This window comes from Leucobacter coleopterorum, assembly GCF_011382985.1.
Lineage (GTDB): Bacteria > Actinomycetota > Actinomycetes > Actinomycetales > Microbacteriaceae > Leucobacter > Leucobacter coleopterorum.
In genome coordinates this window covers 1,700,105-1,714,219 of sequence record NZ_CP049933.1, presented here as the reverse complement: position 1 = coordinate 1,714,219, position 14,115 = coordinate 1,700,105, and the positions used below count along the sequence as shown (strand labels likewise).

Annotated in this window: 15 protein-coding genes and 2 pseudogenes; all 17 read left to right on the top strand. The window is 57.2% G+C overall.

Annotated features, from left to right (window positions below; all coding sequences use genetic code 11):
* Positions 1-223 precede the first annotated feature (223 nt).
* The 17 genes and pseudogenes from G7066_RS08030 to G7066_RS07950 all read left to right on the top strand — a co-directional run bounded on the left by G7066_RS08030 (position 224) and on the right by G7066_RS07950 (position 13,814).
* Positions 224-556, top strand: coding sequence for an SAV_915 family protein (locus tag G7066_RS08030; RefSeq protein WP_244302819.1), 333 nt, complete (start codon positions 224-226; stop codon positions 554-556).
* Positions 553-849: a hypothetical protein gene (locus G7066_RS08025; RefSeq protein ID WP_166330306.1), complete on the top strand. Its 297-nt coding sequence runs from the start codon at positions 553-555 to the stop codon at positions 847-849. The genes G7066_RS08030 and G7066_RS08025 overlap by 4 nt, the downstream gene beginning before the upstream one ends.
* A complete protein-coding gene (locus G7066_RS08020) occupies positions 846-1,979 on the top strand; it encodes a hypothetical protein (protein ID WP_166330304.1) in 1,134 nt (377 codons plus the stop codon). The genes G7066_RS08025 and G7066_RS08020 overlap by 4 nt, the downstream gene beginning before the upstream one ends.
* A gap of 338 nt (positions 1,980-2,317) precedes the next feature.
* Positions 2,318-2,833 (top strand): hypothetical protein, encoded by a 516-nt coding sequence (locus G7066_RS08015; protein ID WP_205881401.1) that lies wholly within the window; start codon positions 2,318-2,320, stop codon positions 2,831-2,833.
* 9 nt (positions 2,834-2,842) lie between these two features.
* Positions 2,843-3,718: a signal recognition particle-docking protein FtsY gene (ftsY, locus tag G7066_RS08010; RefSeq protein WP_166330300.1), complete on the top strand. Its 876-nt coding sequence runs from the start codon at positions 2,843-2,845 to the stop codon at positions 3,716-3,718.
* A 21-nt stretch (positions 3,719-3,739) separates the two neighbouring features.
* Positions 3,740-5,296 (top strand): signal recognition particle protein, encoded by a 1,557-nt coding sequence (ffh, locus tag G7066_RS08005; protein ID WP_166330298.1) that lies wholly within the window; start codon positions 3,740-3,742, stop codon positions 5,294-5,296.
* Positions 5,297-5,623: 327 nt separating this feature from the next.
* Positions 5,624-6,067, top strand: a complete 444-nt coding sequence (rpsP, locus tag G7066_RS08000; RefSeq protein WP_166330296.1) for a 30S ribosomal protein S16 — start codon at positions 5,624-5,626, stop codon at positions 6,065-6,067.
* A 5-nt stretch (positions 6,068-6,072) separates the two neighbouring features.
* Positions 6,073-6,348: an RNA-binding protein gene (locus tag G7066_RS07995; RefSeq protein WP_166330294.1), complete on the top strand. Its 276-nt coding sequence runs from the start codon at positions 6,073-6,075 to the stop codon at positions 6,346-6,348.
* The gene (gene rimM / locus G7066_RS07990; RefSeq protein ID WP_166330292.1) at positions 6,348-6,932 is read left to right on the top strand and encodes a ribosome maturation factor RimM; all 585 of its coding nucleotides are present in this window, start codon (positions 6,348-6,350) and stop codon (positions 6,930-6,932) included. Before G7066_RS07995 ends, rimM begins: the two co-directional genes overlap by 1 nt.
* A pseudogene (gene trmD, locus G7066_RS07985) lies at positions 6,929-7,671 on the top strand (tRNA (guanosine(37)-N1)-methyltransferase TrmD). The gene rimM and the pseudogene trmD overlap by 4 nt, the downstream one beginning before the upstream one ends.
* A gap of 38 nt (positions 7,672-7,709) precedes the next feature.
* The gene (locus tag G7066_RS07980) at positions 7,710-9,041 is read left to right on the top strand and encodes a Mur ligase family protein (protein WP_166330290.1); all 1,332 of its coding nucleotides are present in this window, start codon (positions 7,710-7,712) and stop codon (positions 9,039-9,041) included.
* A 44-nt stretch (positions 9,042-9,085) separates the two neighbouring features.
* Positions 9,086-9,762 (top strand): annotated as a pseudogene (locus G7066_RS17845) (type 1 glutamine amidotransferase).
* Between the two features lie 140 nt (positions 9,763-9,902).
* Complete coding sequence (locus G7066_RS07970) at positions 9,903-10,739, top strand: hypothetical protein (RefSeq protein ID WP_166330288.1); 837 nt, start codon at positions 9,903-9,905, stop codon at positions 10,737-10,739.
* On the top strand, positions 10,688-11,848 hold the full coding sequence (locus G7066_RS07965) for an S-layer homology domain-containing protein (protein WP_244303386.1): 1,161 nt from the start codon (positions 10,688-10,690) through the stop codon (positions 11,846-11,848). Before G7066_RS07970 ends, G7066_RS07965 begins: the two co-directional genes overlap by 52 nt.
* Positions 11,849-12,218: 370 nt before the next feature.
* The gene (locus G7066_RS07960; protein WP_166330284.1) at positions 12,219-12,734 is read left to right on the top strand and encodes a hypothetical protein; all 516 of its coding nucleotides are present in this window, start codon (positions 12,219-12,221) and stop codon (positions 12,732-12,734) included.
* 176 nt (positions 12,735-12,910) lie between these two features.
* Positions 12,911-13,549, top strand: coding sequence for a hypothetical protein (locus G7066_RS07955; protein WP_166330282.1), 639 nt, complete (start codon positions 12,911-12,913; stop codon positions 13,547-13,549).
* A 55-nt stretch (positions 13,550-13,604) separates the two neighbouring features.
* Positions 13,605-13,814, top strand: a complete 210-nt coding sequence (locus tag G7066_RS07950) for a hypothetical protein (RefSeq protein WP_166330280.1) — start codon at positions 13,605-13,607, stop codon at positions 13,812-13,814.
* Positions 13,815-14,115 lie beyond the last annotated feature (301 nt).

The window sequence follows — 14,115 nt, the reverse complement described above, 5'->3', positions numbered from 1 at the left end:
AGAAACACATATGCTCAGAGAATATAGCGGAGCCTCGAGCGATCTCAGTGCACAACTGACGGAATCTGACGAACTGACACCAAAATGAAACGCGGTGGTGGGGTGTGTTGCACATTCTTGAGCGAGTCATTTTGAATTGGGGGATTTGCTGTAGCATTGTCTATGTATTATTTAAAGATTGGTTTTTTGCATGCATGACGATGACCTTGATTACGATAAGCTTATGCGAGATATCAGCAGGCACCAGGCTCCGGTGGTGGCATCTACCGCTCCAGTTGCCGGGCCGAGAATTATTCCTCCCGTGCTCTATCTTCCAATCCGTGAGGTTGCAGAAGGCCAACACGCCGCAGAAGTGCGCGAGTTGCCCGACGCGCGAAAGGCGCTGATTGCCTATACGGCGCTTGATAGACTCGCTGAAAATTGCGGACCTGCTCAACCGTGGATCCTTATACAGACTGATGAGCTGGGGTCCATCAAAGACGAGCAACCGTTTGACGTAGTGAATTTCGATCCGCAGTTCTCTGAACATCTCATTCGCAATGGGAGGCTTGTATGAGCCTCATTCGGGTTGACCGATATGAAATGACCGAATGGCTTAAGAGACCAGAGAGGGCCGAAGCAGACCTCAACACTGCTCTAGCTGGTTTTTCATCCTCCGCTGACGGTGGTGTAGCGAGTGACAAGATTGCTTTGATCGTGCGGATTGCGCTTGAGAGTGCACAGTTGGCTTCGAATGCCGTTAGCGGGATTTGTGAGATATCGCACCGTGCAATCGATGATCAGCATCTGACGGATGATGAGATCAAAGAATCGCTCGATAACTTTACGAACAAGGTGTTCAGCAAATGAGCGGAATTTATCTCAAAATAACCGGTGATCCGGCTTCCCTTCACGACCTTGCAGACTGGCTTGAAAACAACCCCTCGAAGTTGAGCGAGGAGTTGCATTTGAGTCTAATGAAGCTGAAAAACCATTCGATCCACTCTTGGCTAGGCGAGACCGGAACGGCGTTTCGCCAAACCGTAGGGGCTACCGCAAAAGGTGTCGAGCCGGTTCATGGGTATTCGAAGGACGCGGCCTCGGCGTTTCGGGCATTTGCAAATCGCATTACCCGAGGCAGAGAGAAGTTTCAGGACTATGCGGATTCTGCGAAGGAAGGGCGGTTAGTTGTCGACGGAGACTGGATTACGATGCCTTTGCCGCCTCCACCGCCTGGGGCATATCCTGCTGGCAAATCCGCACCCGTTTCATCCATGAGTAATGGTGCCTGCGTTCAGGTTTGGCAGCCCGGCGAGTACCAAAAGGCTCAAGAACTCTTCAAAGGCATCGCGGAAGACGTCGGAAATTGGTGGACTGATCTTGAGAAATGGATCGATGAGCACCTGGTGCCTCTTATTTCTCGTGTTACGGATTTCGACGAGCTTGCATGGGTGCTCAAGACGCTTGGTGAGGGAAACGACCTTGCGCGGAACACCGCAGTTGGGCTTGTGTCCGCGAAGTGGGCAGAGAACTTAAAGGAATTTGAAGCAGCTGCTGCAAAGGCTCGCGAGGCCGCAGATACCCATACCCATCGCCGTAATTCAGGGGATCCCGAAATCCGCAAGCCGGCGCTCAAAGAATCGAGCGGGGACCTCAAAGCCACCCGTGACATGTTTGACGGAGAAGTGAGAAAGCTGAGGATTGGATCGCGCACGCTACCTGTTGTTGGTTTTGCGGTGGATGTTGCTGCTGCTGGAATCGACGTAACCAATGGGGGGTCGATCTCTTCGAATGCGGTTGGAATTGGAGCGGGTGTCGGGTCGAGTGTGGTACTTGGTGTCGGTGCAACGGCCGTTGGCCTTAGTGGTGGTGGTGTCGCCCTAATTATCGGTGGCATTGCATTCTTGCTTAGTGAAACTGCAAGGGGGGCCTACGAGAACTCGGTGCCTTTGGATATACGCGAAGCAATTGATGCTGGTGACTGGAATTATGTCTTCTAGCCTGGGTTATTTAACATGAAATCCGCATTGAGGGGACCTGGATTATGAGACAAGGGTATCCAGAAGGTGTCGTGCGTTCACCAAAGTTGAGTATTTCAGATAGTTATAGGGACGCCAGTTTCCCGACAGTGCTCTTCGTTCTTTTATTTCTCCCCATTTTTGTGTTGGTTGTTCTTGTAGTATCTTGGGATAAGTTTTTTTTTAGTCTCAATATAATTCTTGTGTTTACGGGCACATTCTTACTATTCTCTGGTGGATTTTTGGCCACTCGGCCTGCTCTCATGAAGGTGATCCGAGTGAGGTCAGAGACGCGGCTTCGCTTCTTGCCCAGTCGGCTGATGCCTGTCTTTTACGTCGCTGTTTTCTTGCTTTTCATAGCCAGCTTCATGCCTTTGCTTGAAATCTTAATGACCGGTGAATCGACGATCGCGCAGACGCCTGGAATGAGATCGGTTTTCTGGTTTGTTACCGTGGTAGGCGGGCTTGCAGGGGTTGCGCACGCAATTTTTGGAATCTTCTACCCGTTTGGTGTCACCCTTGATGAAGCGGGCATTGTTTGTCGGACTTTCCTCGGGCGTCCATGGTTTGTGTCCTGGGCGTCCCTTGAGGAAGTGGAACTTGGTAGGAAGGGTCGAGTCAAAGCTATAAAGCTTTATTCCGCCGATGAAGGAGTGAGCACTATCATCCCCATGACGATGGGATCAGACCCCATCGTCATCGCCGAAACTATCGAGTATTTTCGGCGGCACCCGGGTGATCGTGAGCTTTTGAATGATCCGTTTGCGGCGCTCTCACTTGTGGTTGATTTCGATCCCGCACCGCAGTCGGCAGACGGGAGGGAATCGCGCCGGTAGTATCGATGCATGGCTGAGCGATCATGGTCCTTCTCAAATGTGTTCCGAGGTATTTTTAGCGGCTCGGAGCAAATCACCGACGAGACCTGGGACGACCTTGAGACCGCGCTGATCACGGCCGATTTTGGGCCGGATGTCGCGGAGTCGATTCTGGATCAGCTGCGCGCCGACGTGACGCGTCACCGGGTGACTGAGGTGAAGGAGATGCGGCGCATGCTGCGCGACGCCATTGAGGAGCGCCTCGCCGCGTATGACCCGACGCTGAAGCTCTCGGAGCGCCCCGCAGTCATTCTTGTGGTCGGGGTGAACGGAGTTGGCAAGACCACCACGATCGGCAAGTTCGCGAACTACCTAAAGTCGTTCGACAAGCGGATTCTTGTCGGCGCCGCCGATACCTTCCGTGCCGCCGCCGTTGAACAGCTCGCAACCTGGTCGGAGCGCGCCGGCGTAGACATCGTGAAGCCGCAGCAGCAGGGGCAGGATCCCGCGTCCGTTTCATTCCAAACCGTACAGAAAGCGGTCGAGGAGAACTACGACATCGCCATCATTGACACGGCAGGGCGGCTGCAGACAAAGGGTGGGCTCATGGACGAGCTCGGCAAGATCCGACGGGTGATCGAAAAGCAGGCTCCGGTGTCTGAGGTGCTTCTGGTGCTCGACGCGACCACCGGTCAAAATGGACTTGCGCAGGCCGAGGCGTTCATTGAACACGCCGGGGTAACCGGGCTCGTGCTCACGAAGCTTGACGGTTCTGCAAAGGGCGGATTTGTGCTGTCGGTGCAGGAGAAGACCGGCCTGCCGATCAAGCTTGTCGGGCAGGGTGAGGGGATCGGCGACCTCACTGGATTTACCCCGCACGTCTTTGCGCAGCAGCTCGTAGGATGAGCCGGGTAGACTGATCCCGCTATGGCTACTTTCGGAACGCTGTCTTCGCGGCTCACAGACACTTTCAAGAACCTTCGTGCGAAGGGTAAGCTCTCGGCGTCTGACGTCGACAGCACCGTGCGCGAGATTCGCCGCGCCCTGCTCGAGGCTGACGTTGCACTCGACGTTGTGAAGCAGTTCACCGCGACGGTGCGCGATCGTGCGCTCGGTGACGAGGTCAACAAGGCCCTCAATCCCGCGCAGCAGGTCGTACAGATTGTTAACGAAGAACTCGTTGCGATTCTCGGTGGTGAGCAGCGTCGTTTGGAGTTCGCGAAGAAACCGCCGACCATCATCATGCTTGCGGGTCTGCAAGGTGCCGGCAAAACAACGCTCGCGGGTAAGCTCGCGAAGTGGTTGAAAGATCAGGGCCACACGCCGCTGCTTGTCGCGTGTGACCTACAGCGACCGAACGCCGTCACGCAGTTGAGCGTTGTCGCGGATCAGGCTGGCGTCGCTGTGTTCGCGCCCGAGCCTGGCAACGGCGTTGGCGATCCGGTCAAGGTCGCAAAGAATGGCGTGGCAGAGGCCAAGAACAAGCTCTACGACTTTGTGATCGTCGATACTGCAGGCCGCCTCGGTGTTGACGAAGAGTTGATGCGCCAGGCCGCGAACATCCGTAAGGCAATTGATCCCGATGAGGTGTTGTTCGTGATCGACGCCATGATCGGTCAGGACGCCGTCACAACTGCTCAGGCCTTCCAAGAGGGTGTTGACTTCACCGGAGTCGTGCTCACCAAGCTTGATGGTGATGCGCGCGGTGGTGCAGCGTTGTCGATCCGGAGCCTGACCGGTCGGCCCATTTTGTTCGCCTCCACCGGTGAGGGACTCGGCGATTTCGAGCCGTTCCACCCTGACCGCATGGCGAGCCGGATCCTCGACCTCGGGGATATTCTCACCCTGATCGAGCACGCGCAGCAGAGCTTTGACGAAGAAGAAGCGCGCAAGGTCGCCGAGAAGATCGCGAAGGATCAGTTCACCCTCGACGATTTCCTCGGCCAGATGCAGCAGCTGCGCGGTGCCGGCTCCATCAAGAAGATGATGGGCATGCTGCCCGGCATGGGCAAGATGAAGGAACAGCTCGACAATTTTGACGAGCGCGAGATTGTGCGCACCGAGGCGATCATTCAGTCGATGACCAAGGAGGAGCGCCAGAACCCGAAGATCCTGAACGGCTCGCGTCGCCTGCGTATCGCCAAGGGTTCCGGCATGACCGTCACCGACGTTAATAGTCTGGTGCAGCGCTTCGAGCAGGCTGCGAAGATGATGAAGACTGTTGCGCGTGGGGGAGTCCCGCAGGTTCCCGGTATGGGTCCGATGCCCGGCATGGGCGGCCACGGCGGCAAAAAGAAGCAGCAGGCGAAGGGTAAGGGCGCAAAGAGATCCGGTAACCCAGCAAAGCGTGCCGCTGAGCTAACCCAGGCTCCGGCTCCCTCTGCAGGTGGATCCGGGTTTGGGCTCGGCGCTGGTGCTGGCACTGCGCCGAGCGAAGAGGAAATGGCGAAGCTGCAGCAGATGCTTGGTAAGGGTCTGCGCTAGGGGCTCTGTCTGAGATTTGGCTGCTTAACCGGTGGCGGACCTTCATCAGGTCAAAATCAGACGTTTTCTATCGGCTGAGCGTTCAGTGCCGGCTCATAGCTCGGCAATCGGGCCGCTGCCCTGGTTATTGATGCAACAACCCTTGGGTCGCAGAAGCGTCTGGAACGCACGCTGTTTGGCAAGTAAAACCCCTGATCCCAACAAGAATTGTTTTCTCCGCAATTCTGTGGCAAACTTGATGAGTTCGCGCGAACCGCGCGTCTAGGCTTATGCGTCACTCGTTTGGAATGGCGTAACGTCACATTTCCAATCACTGAGGAGTCACTCATGGCTGTCAAGATCCGTCTCAAGCGCTTTGGCAAGATCCGCGCCCCTTACTACCGCATCGTCGTTGCTGACTCGCGCACCAAGCGCGACGGTCGTGTGATCGAAGAGATCGGTCACTATGACCCCACCCGCAACCCTTCACTCATCCAGGTTGAGTCCGAACGTGCACAGTACTGGCTCAAGGTTGGCGCACAGCCCACCGAGCAGGTAGCTGCGATCCTAAAGCTCACTGGCGACTGGGGCAAGTTTAAGGGTGAGGGTGAGACTGAGTCGCGCGTTCTCCAGCCCGAGGCAAAAGTTGCTTTCGAAGCAGACGCGGCCAAGAAGCCTGTTCTGCGCCCCAAGGCAGAGAAGAAGGCTGAGGAGCCCAAGGCAGAGGATGCTGCTGAAGCTCCCGCTGAAGAGGTATCGGCTGAGGCCGCTGCCGAGACCACCGAGAGCTAATAGCCTTGGCTGAGCAGTCGCTTGTGGAAGCACTCGAGCATCTCGTTCAGGGGATTGTCGAGCACCAGGATCAGGTTCGAGTTGACGCTCGCGAGACCGGACGTGGTGAGGTGCTTGAGGTGCGTGTGCACCCGAGCGACCTTGGTCGCGTGATCGGCCGCGGTGGGCGCACGGCTCAGTCCCTGCGCACGCTCGTATCCTCTCTCGCTCTGGGTGACCGCGTTCGTGTTGATGTTGTTGATACGGATGAGGACGACAGCGGCGCAGAGGTGCAGGGCTGATGGCCGACGCTCCAAAGCGTGTAGAGGCTCCCCGTCCCGCTAGCGGGGCGGGGAGCTTGCGTGTTGGCCGTCTCACTAAGCCGCACGGTCTTAAAGGTGGCATGAAGCTTGAGATGTTCACCGACAACCCTGAACTGCGTTTTGCACCCGGTGCTGTCTTTCACCTGCAGGTGCCGAAGGACTCGCAGTGGTTTGGGCGAACTCTCACCCTCATTGAGCTGCGCTGGTTCAACGCCTCGCCCGTGGGGTTCTTTAAAGAACTCACTGACAGAACCGCCGCCGAGAGCATCGTGCGTGCAATTCTCTGGATCGACGAAGACGCTGTGGCCGAGGGCGAAGAAGACAATGCTTGGTACCATCACCAACTTGTTGGTCTCGATGTCGTGCGTGACGGCGTAAAGGTCGGTACGGTTGCTGAGATTCAGCATTTTCCTGCTCAAGATCTGCTCTCGGTATTAACGCCAAACGGCACAGTGCTTGTCCCGTTTGTGGAGGCGATTGTGCCGAGCGTTGACATTGAAGCGGGTGTTGTGCAGATCACCCCGCCGGCCGGTCTCTTTGAAGAGATTGAGTCCGACGAGTGAGAATTGACGTCGTCACGATCTTTCCTGGGTACTTCGATGCGCTTGAGCTGTCCCTGCTCGGCAAGGCGAAGTCCCGGGGATTGATCGACGTTCGCGTGCACGATCTTCGCGAGTCTGCGCACGACAAGCACCGCACCGTTGACGATACCCCGCCGGTGGCGGAGCGGGAATGGTCATGAAGCCCGAGCCCTGGGGCGTGGCTCTCGACGGTATTCTCGAGGATGCCGATTTGGCTTCGGGATCCGAGCCGCTCATCATCTTCCCGTCGCCCGCGGGTGAGGTTTTCACCCAGCACATGGCGCGCGAACTGGCCGAAGAGCAGCATCTCGTGTTCGGGTGCGGCCGTTACGAGGGGATCGACCAACGCGTTTTTGATGAGTACTCCGCTCGAGCCCGCGTCAAGCTCGTGAGCATCGGTGACTATGTTTTGAACGGGGGAGAAGTCGCCTCGATAGCAATGATCGAGGCCATCGCTCGCCTGCTTCCCGGCGTTGTGGGTAACCCCGAGAGCCTGGTCGAAGAATCGCACGAAGAAGACGGGCTGCTCGAATACCCGAGCTACACCAAGCCCGCGAACTGGCGTGACAGAGAAGTTCCGCCGATCCTGCTCAGCGGCAACCACGCCGCCATTGCGAAGTGGCGCCGTGAGCAGAGCATCGAACGCACCAAACGAGTGCGTCCTGAACTGCTGCCCCGCGAGCTTGATGATGCACCCCGTGGACGCCACGCCGCGCCTTAGCCACAACGGCTCTGCCCACGCGCCGCTAGGCTTGTCGCATGCGTGATTTTCTCTCTGCCGTGACCGGTAAGACCGTGCGGCAGGTAGCCCGATTGCGCGGGGGAGGATCCGCGCTTCCCGGTCTTGTGGTCGAGCGCCTTGACCCCGGGTTTCTTGCCAGGGTGCTCGGTCGCCTGCCCTACGGTGTTGTCGCGGTCAGCGGCACCAACGGCAAAACAACAACCACCAAGATGATTGTTGAGATGCTTGAGGCAAGTGGGTTGCGTGTGTTCACGAACCGCACCGGATCCAATTTTTCTCGCGGAGTTATTGCGGCTGCGGTGCAGGAGTGCAGTATTTCTGGCAAGCTCGACGCGGATGTTGCGGTGCTGGAGCTTGACGAGGCACATGCTATGTACTTCATCGAGCGGGTAAAGCCGCGGTTCACCTTGCTGCTGAACGTGTTGCGTGATCAGCTTGACCGTTTTGGCGAGATCGACACCACAGCCAAGCTACTGCAGCGCATCGCCGATGCGACCACCGAAGGGCTTGTGATAAATCGCGAGGATCGGCTCGTCGCTGAGATTGGTGAACGAACAAGAGTGCGTGCCGGATCCGCCCCGCGGGTTGTTGAATTCGGGCTCTCAAATGCGCTGCTCTCGACGTTCCCGAGCGACGATGACTTCCACGCTGGTGCAGCGGAGACCGTAGACAACTCGGAGCGGCCTGACGCGGATGTCACGCTCATCGAGTTGGGGGACCACGAAGCGGTCTTCCGCATCGACGGTGAGGATCTCCGCACTGATCTGAAGCTCGAGGGTCTCTACAACATATTCAACGCGGCGGCGGCACTCTCAACCGTGCGGATGCTAATGCAGGCTCAAGTTCTTCCCGGTCACCCCTCGAAGTACACTACGGAGACCACCAATGAGGAGTTGGTGCAGGCGCTTGCGCAGGTGCGGCCGGCATTTGGTCGCGGAGAACAACTTGTGCTCGACGGACAACCGCTTGACTTGGTGCTCGTCAAGAATCCGGCGGGCTTCCGCCTGGGTTTGGCATCCTTTGACCCCGACGGGGTCGCTGTGATGATCGCGATTAACGACCAGTATGCGGATGGTCGCGACATGTCGTGGCTGTGGGACGTTGACTTTACGTCTCTTTCGGACGAGGGGGTTGCCGCCGTGAGCGGCACTCGTGCCTGGGATATGGCGCTACGGCTTGAGCACGATGACGTTGCGGTTGGTGCCGTTCATGAAGGCCTGAGCGAAGCACTGAGTGCGTTCCGTGCGGCGAGTCCAGGTCAGCCGCGCCGTATCTATTGCACCTACACCGCTATGCTCGCGCTTCGCAAAGAACTAGCTGAGCTGACCGAAGTGGAGAACATCTGGTGAGTGACATCCCCGAACTTCTGATTGCCTCGCTGTATCCGCGCGACATGAACATCTATGGTGACCGCGGCAACGTGCTCTCGCTATCCCGACGGGTGCGTGCGCAGGGTTTCGAGCCCCGAGTTGTCGACGTGAATCCGGGGGATCCGCTGCCCGAGCAACTCGACATTGTGATTGGCGGTGGTGGACAGGACTCGGGCCAGAACCGTGTTGCGAAGGATCTGGCTCAGCGTGCTGAAACAATCCGGGATCTTGCGACAGACGGCACGCCAATGCTGATGGTGTGTGGGCTGTACCAGCTTTTCGGGCACCGCTTCATTACCCACACTGGCGACGAGCTTGTGGGGATCGGTGTGCTCGACGTAGAAACTCGAGGGGGGCTGAGCGCATGATCGGTAACATCGTGCTCGACTCCGATGCCTTCGGTGAGATTATTGGCTACGAGAATCACAGTGGCGACACGACGCTGGGTTCAGGATCGCGGCCGCTTGGCATCGTTAAACAGGGCGCGGGCAATAACCCGCGTGACGGGGTAGAGGGTGCCCGAACCGCAAACGTGATCGGCACCTATCTGCACGGGTCTTTGCTGCCGAAGAATCCCGCGCTCAGTGATTTCTTGATCGGTGAGGCGGCGACGCGCCGCTATGGGGCTTTCACTCCGATTGCTGGCGCAGACGAGACTGTTCTGAGGGCACGGGAGAGCGCAAAAAAGCGGCCACGGTAGCTTGGTTTACGAATGGTGAATTGAATGGCTACTATTTGAAAAGCCATGTACTGCTTGTGGTAATTCGTGGCGTGTGGTTTGATTACTGATATTCCCCTGTTTGTTGCAAGGCTTTGCTTTGTTTGCGTGAAGGATTATCAATGAAGCTTTCCTTTCCTGGTTTGTCGAAGCAAACACCACGTGAGAGGAGTAATGCTGGGACGGTTTCGCGGCGTGTTGGTGCTGCTCCTTTGGCATGGTCGGCTGCGGTGCTGGTGGCATCGAGCGCGTTGGTTGCTCCTGCTGTTGAAGCGCAGGCGGTGGGGAGTAATGCGTGGTTTGACAATGTGGTTTCGAGTGGTACGGAGGCTGCTCCTGCGCCTGATGTGTTGCGGGTGCGGCAGGCGTCATTTGATGCGAATGTTGCGGTGGCTTCGTTGGTGTCGCCTGCTGCGTTGGGGCAGGCCCGTGAGGGCGAGCGTGTTGAGGTGAAGTCTTCGGTCCCGTCGATTCAGATCGCGACGATGGATGACCGGGTGCTCGATATCAAGGTCGATGAGGTCGCGGTCACCCAGCCCTATGACGGTGTTGCTGGGAAACCTGGTGTGCAGATGCTGGGATCAACGGTGTTGCCTGATGGGACGACCACAACAGCGACGTTTTCGTTTGTTCCCGAGGCGAGCGGGAAGTACGTGATGGCGGGGAGTGTGGATGAGCCTGCGTTGCCGGATGTGACGTTGCAGCAGGTATCAGGGAACACGTATGCGCTGAGTGAGATGAAAGCCAAAGCCATTGAGCCTGCTGATGGGAATGATGCGCCGCTAGCAGCGAGTGAGGCTGCGGTGCCTCCGGCTGAGCCACAGGTCATTGGTGGGAACTACGTCATTGATGTGTTGGTGGGGTATGGGCCCGGTATGGGGTATCTCGGGCGACCACGCAGGCTGAGATTCATTCCTGGGCTGAGCAGACGAATACTGCGTTCAGGAATTCGCGGATGAAGGTTCGTGTGAACGTGCTCGAGTCTCGGTACGTCGAGTACAACCAAAGCCCAGAAGGCCTCGGACAAGACCTAGATAACTTAGCTGATGGTGCTTTTGGGTTGTCGCAGTTGCATCAGCGGCGTGATGCGTTGGGTGCTGATTTGGTGGCGTTGATCTTGCCGAACTACTCACCGGGCACCTGCGGCATCGGGAAGCTGACGGCTCCGAAGGGGACCAAGAACTCTGGGTTTAGTGTGTCTGCGCGGAATGGGTGTACTTCTAACTACACGTTTGCGCACGAGCTGGGCCATAACCTTGGAGCCGGGCATAACCCGGAGGATGCGAAGTATCCGAACACTCCGTTTGCGTACAGTCACGGGAACACGGTCCCTGGGGTGGCGCGCACTATGATGGGGTATGAGCGGTTGTGTAACTTTGATTGCCCCGTGCAGTTGCAGTTCTCGAACCCTGCGGTTGCGTTTTTGAATGCTCCTGGTGTGCCGTCGGGGAATGCGGCGCAGAAGGATAATGCGCGGAGTATTTCTACACTTGCGCCGTATACGTCGAATTATCGGGGTCGGGCGTTGGCTCCTGATGTGCCGCCGAACCATAAGTTCTATACCGAGATTAAGTGGATGCTCGATAACAAGTACGCGACCGGGTATGCCGATGGCACGTTTAGGCCTGCTGAGCCGGTGTCGCGTGAAGCAACGGCAGCGTTCTTGTACCGGTACTCGGGGAGTCCTGCGTACACGCCGCCGAAGACGTCACCGTTTAAGGATGTGCCGACGACGAGCCAGTTCTACAAGCAAGTGACGTGGCTGGCGAGTAAGGGGATTACGACGGGGTATGCCGATGGCACGTTTAAACCGAAGGACCCGGTGTCGCGCGAGGCGATGTCTGCGTTCTTGTATCGGTTGAAGGGGAAACCTGCGTTTACGGCTCCTGCAAAAGCGGTGTTTTCAGATGTGCCGACGTCGCATAAGTTCTATAAAGAGATTATGTGGTTGCGGAGTACCGGGATTACGACGGGGAACGCTGATGGGACGTTTGCTCCGAAGGTGTCGACGTCGCGTGCGGATATGTCGGTGTTTTTGTATCGGTATAACGTGAAGTTTGGGAAGTGACCGCTGGTGATGATGCGTAAGCAAGCCCGTAGGCGTGGTGCTGTAGCGGTTGCTGTGGCGCTTTTGTGGGGGTTGGTGTTGGTCCGGTGTGGGCTGCTGAGGAAGTACCTGATCAGGCAGTGCTGGATCAGGTGGTGCCGGTGGCGGATGAGCCTTGGTTCAGTGACGCGTTATCTGTGGGGGGGCATGAGGTGCTTCCCGATGAAGGAACTCAGGGTGAGGTGCCGGGAGCAGATACCGGCACGGGTGATGTTGTTTCCGGTGGTGAGTTGCCCCTGACTGTTGATGGTGTTGGTGGGGCGGGGCTGTTGGGTGTGCAGCTGGTGCAGGCGGGGGGCCTGGAGAGGAAGCGCCGGATGAGGATCCGCCGTTGTTCCCGGTTCTGGTGGCTGAAGCAGCGTTGTCTCCGATGTCCGCGAAGCCTGGCGGCCAGGTGCGGTTCAGTGGGAAATGCCTGATGGACACTACACCTGGCGATAAAGCTTCGGCTGCGGTTTATTGGACCGCAGGGCCTCTGGAAGCAGAGATTGCAAATTCTTTTTGGTTGGATATTGATGAGATAAATGATGATGGGACGTTTGATCAGCTCCTGACAATACCCAAGAACACGGTTCCCGGTGTATACCGTGTTCCCGACCTGACTTGTTACTTGGAAGATCAGGCCTGGGATTCTGCAGAGATCGGTATTTTTACTGTTTTGGCGAGTGATACGCCTAGTACCGGCAGCTCTAGTGCTGATGCTCCGGTGGTTCCGGTGCTTGCAGAGACCGGTAACGGGGCTTCATCGCTGCTGTTGTGGAGTGCGGTTGCTGTGGGCGTGTTGGGCGTGGGGCTTGTTGCTCGTGCACGGTACACAGGAAAGCGCTTGAATGGTGACCGCTGGTGATGATGTGTAGACGGTGTCTGAGTGTTGCTGGCGTGTTGACGGGTTTGCTGTTGTTGGGTGTGTGGGGTGGTACGTCGTGGGCTGAAGAGCCAACGGACCTGGTGGTGCCGTCGCTAGAGGCTGAAACTGGTAGCGAACCGTCTGTTGAAGGTGAACTGCCGCCAGCGGATACTCCTATGGGTGATGTTGTTCCAGATGTCGGGTCCCTGCTGACTGAAGGTGGTATTGCGGGTGTAGGGGCAAAGGGTGCGCTTCTTCAGGCTGAGGAGCCTGGAGAGGAAGCGCCGGATGAGGATTCGGCGTTGTTTCCGGTTCTGGTGGCTGAAGCAGCGTTGTCTCCGATGTTCGCGAAGCCTGGTGAGCAGGTCAGGTTTAGCGGGAAGTGTTTGAAGGACACCACACCTGGCGATAAAGCATCAATCAACTTTTATTGGACAGCGGGGCCTCTAGAAGCAGAGATTGCAAATTCATTCTGGTTTGATGTCGTTGAGTTTAAAGATGATGGGACCTTTGACCAGATCTTCACGATAGCGGAGGACGCTGTTCCTGGAACTTATAGAGTCCCCACGACAAGTTGTTGGTTAGAGGATCAATCTTGGGATTCAGCAGAAATTGGCATGTTCACTGTGTTGTCTGACGGTACGCCTGGTGGTGGCTCGGGGGGTGAAAGCCCGGTGGTTCCGGTGCTTGCAGAGACCGGTAACGGGGCTTCATCGCTGCTGTTGTGGAGTGCGGTTGCTGTGGGCGTGTTGGGCGTGGGGTTTGTTGCTCGTGCACGGTACGCGGGAAAGCGCTTGAATAGTGATCTCTGGTGATGATGCGTAAGCAAGCCCGTAGGTGTGGTGCTGTAGCGGTTGCTGTGGCGCTTTTGTGGGGGTTGGTGTTGGTCCGGTGTGGGCTGAGGAGGCACCTGACCAGGCAGTGCCGGATCAGGTGGTGCCGGTGGCGGATGAGCCTTGGTTCAGTGAAAAGTTATCTGTGGAGGGGCATGAGGCGCTTCCAGATGAAGTAACTCAGGGCGAAACACCGGGAGTAGCTGCCCGCATGGGTGATCTTGTTTCCGGTGGTGAGTTGCCCTGACTGTTGATGGTGGTGATGAGGCGGGGACGGTGGGTGCGCAGCTGGTGCAGGCTGAGGGGCCTGGAGAAGAAGCGCTGGACGGAGAACCGGCCTTGTTTCCGGTTCTGGTCGCTGAGTTTGCGTTGTCTCCGATGTCCGTGAAACCTGGTGGTCAGGTCAGGTTTAGCGGGAAGTGTTTGATGGACACCACACCCGGAGACCCTGTTGGTCTTGGTTTTGACTGGATAGATGAGCCCCAAGATCCAGAATTTGCGAAGTCGTTTTTCTTGGGTCGTGCTGCTGTGAAAGCTGACGGAACTTT

Bases quoted from the DNA above. Each gene is read 5' to 3' on its own strand.
- G7066_RS08025 (WP_166330306.1), top strand. From the start codon at position 553: ATGAGCCTCATTCGGGTTGACCGATATGAAATGACCGAATGGCTTAAG.
- rpsP (WP_166330296.1), top strand. From the start codon at position 5,624: ATGGCTGTCAAGATCCGTCTCAAGCGCTTTGGCAAGATCCGCGCCCCT.
- G7066_RS07980 (WP_166330290.1), top strand. From the start codon at position 7,710: ATGCGTGATTTTCTCTCTGCCGTGACCGGTAAGACCGTGCGGCAGGTA.
- G7066_RS08015 (WP_205881401.1), top strand. From the start codon at position 2,318: ATGCCTGTCTTTTACGTCGCTGTTTTCTTGCTTTTCATAGCCAGCTTC.
- G7066_RS08030 (WP_244302819.1), top strand. From the start codon at position 224: ATGCGAGATATCAGCAGGCACCAGGCTCCGGTGGTGGCATCTACCGCT.
- ffh (WP_166330298.1), top strand. From the start codon at position 3,740: ATGGCTACTTTCGGAACGCTGTCTTCGCGGCTCACAGACACTTTCAAG.
- G7066_RS08020 (WP_166330304.1), top strand. From the start codon at position 846: ATGAGCGGAATTTATCTCAAAATAACCGGTGATCCGGCTTCCCTTCAC.
- rimM (WP_166330292.1), top strand. From the start codon at position 6,348: ATGGCCGACGCTCCAAAGCGTGTAGAGGCTCCCCGTCCCGCTAGCGGG.
- ftsY (WP_166330300.1), top strand. From the start codon at position 2,843: ATGGCTGAGCGATCATGGTCCTTCTCAAATGTGTTCCGAGGTATTTTT.
- G7066_RS07970 (WP_166330288.1), top strand. From the start codon at position 9,903: ATGAAGCTTTCCTTTCCTGGTTTGTCGAAGCAAACACCACGTGAGAGG.
- G7066_RS07955 (WP_166330282.1), top strand. From the start codon at position 12,911: ATGGGTGATGTTGTTCCAGATGTCGGGTCCCTGCTGACTGAAGGTGGT.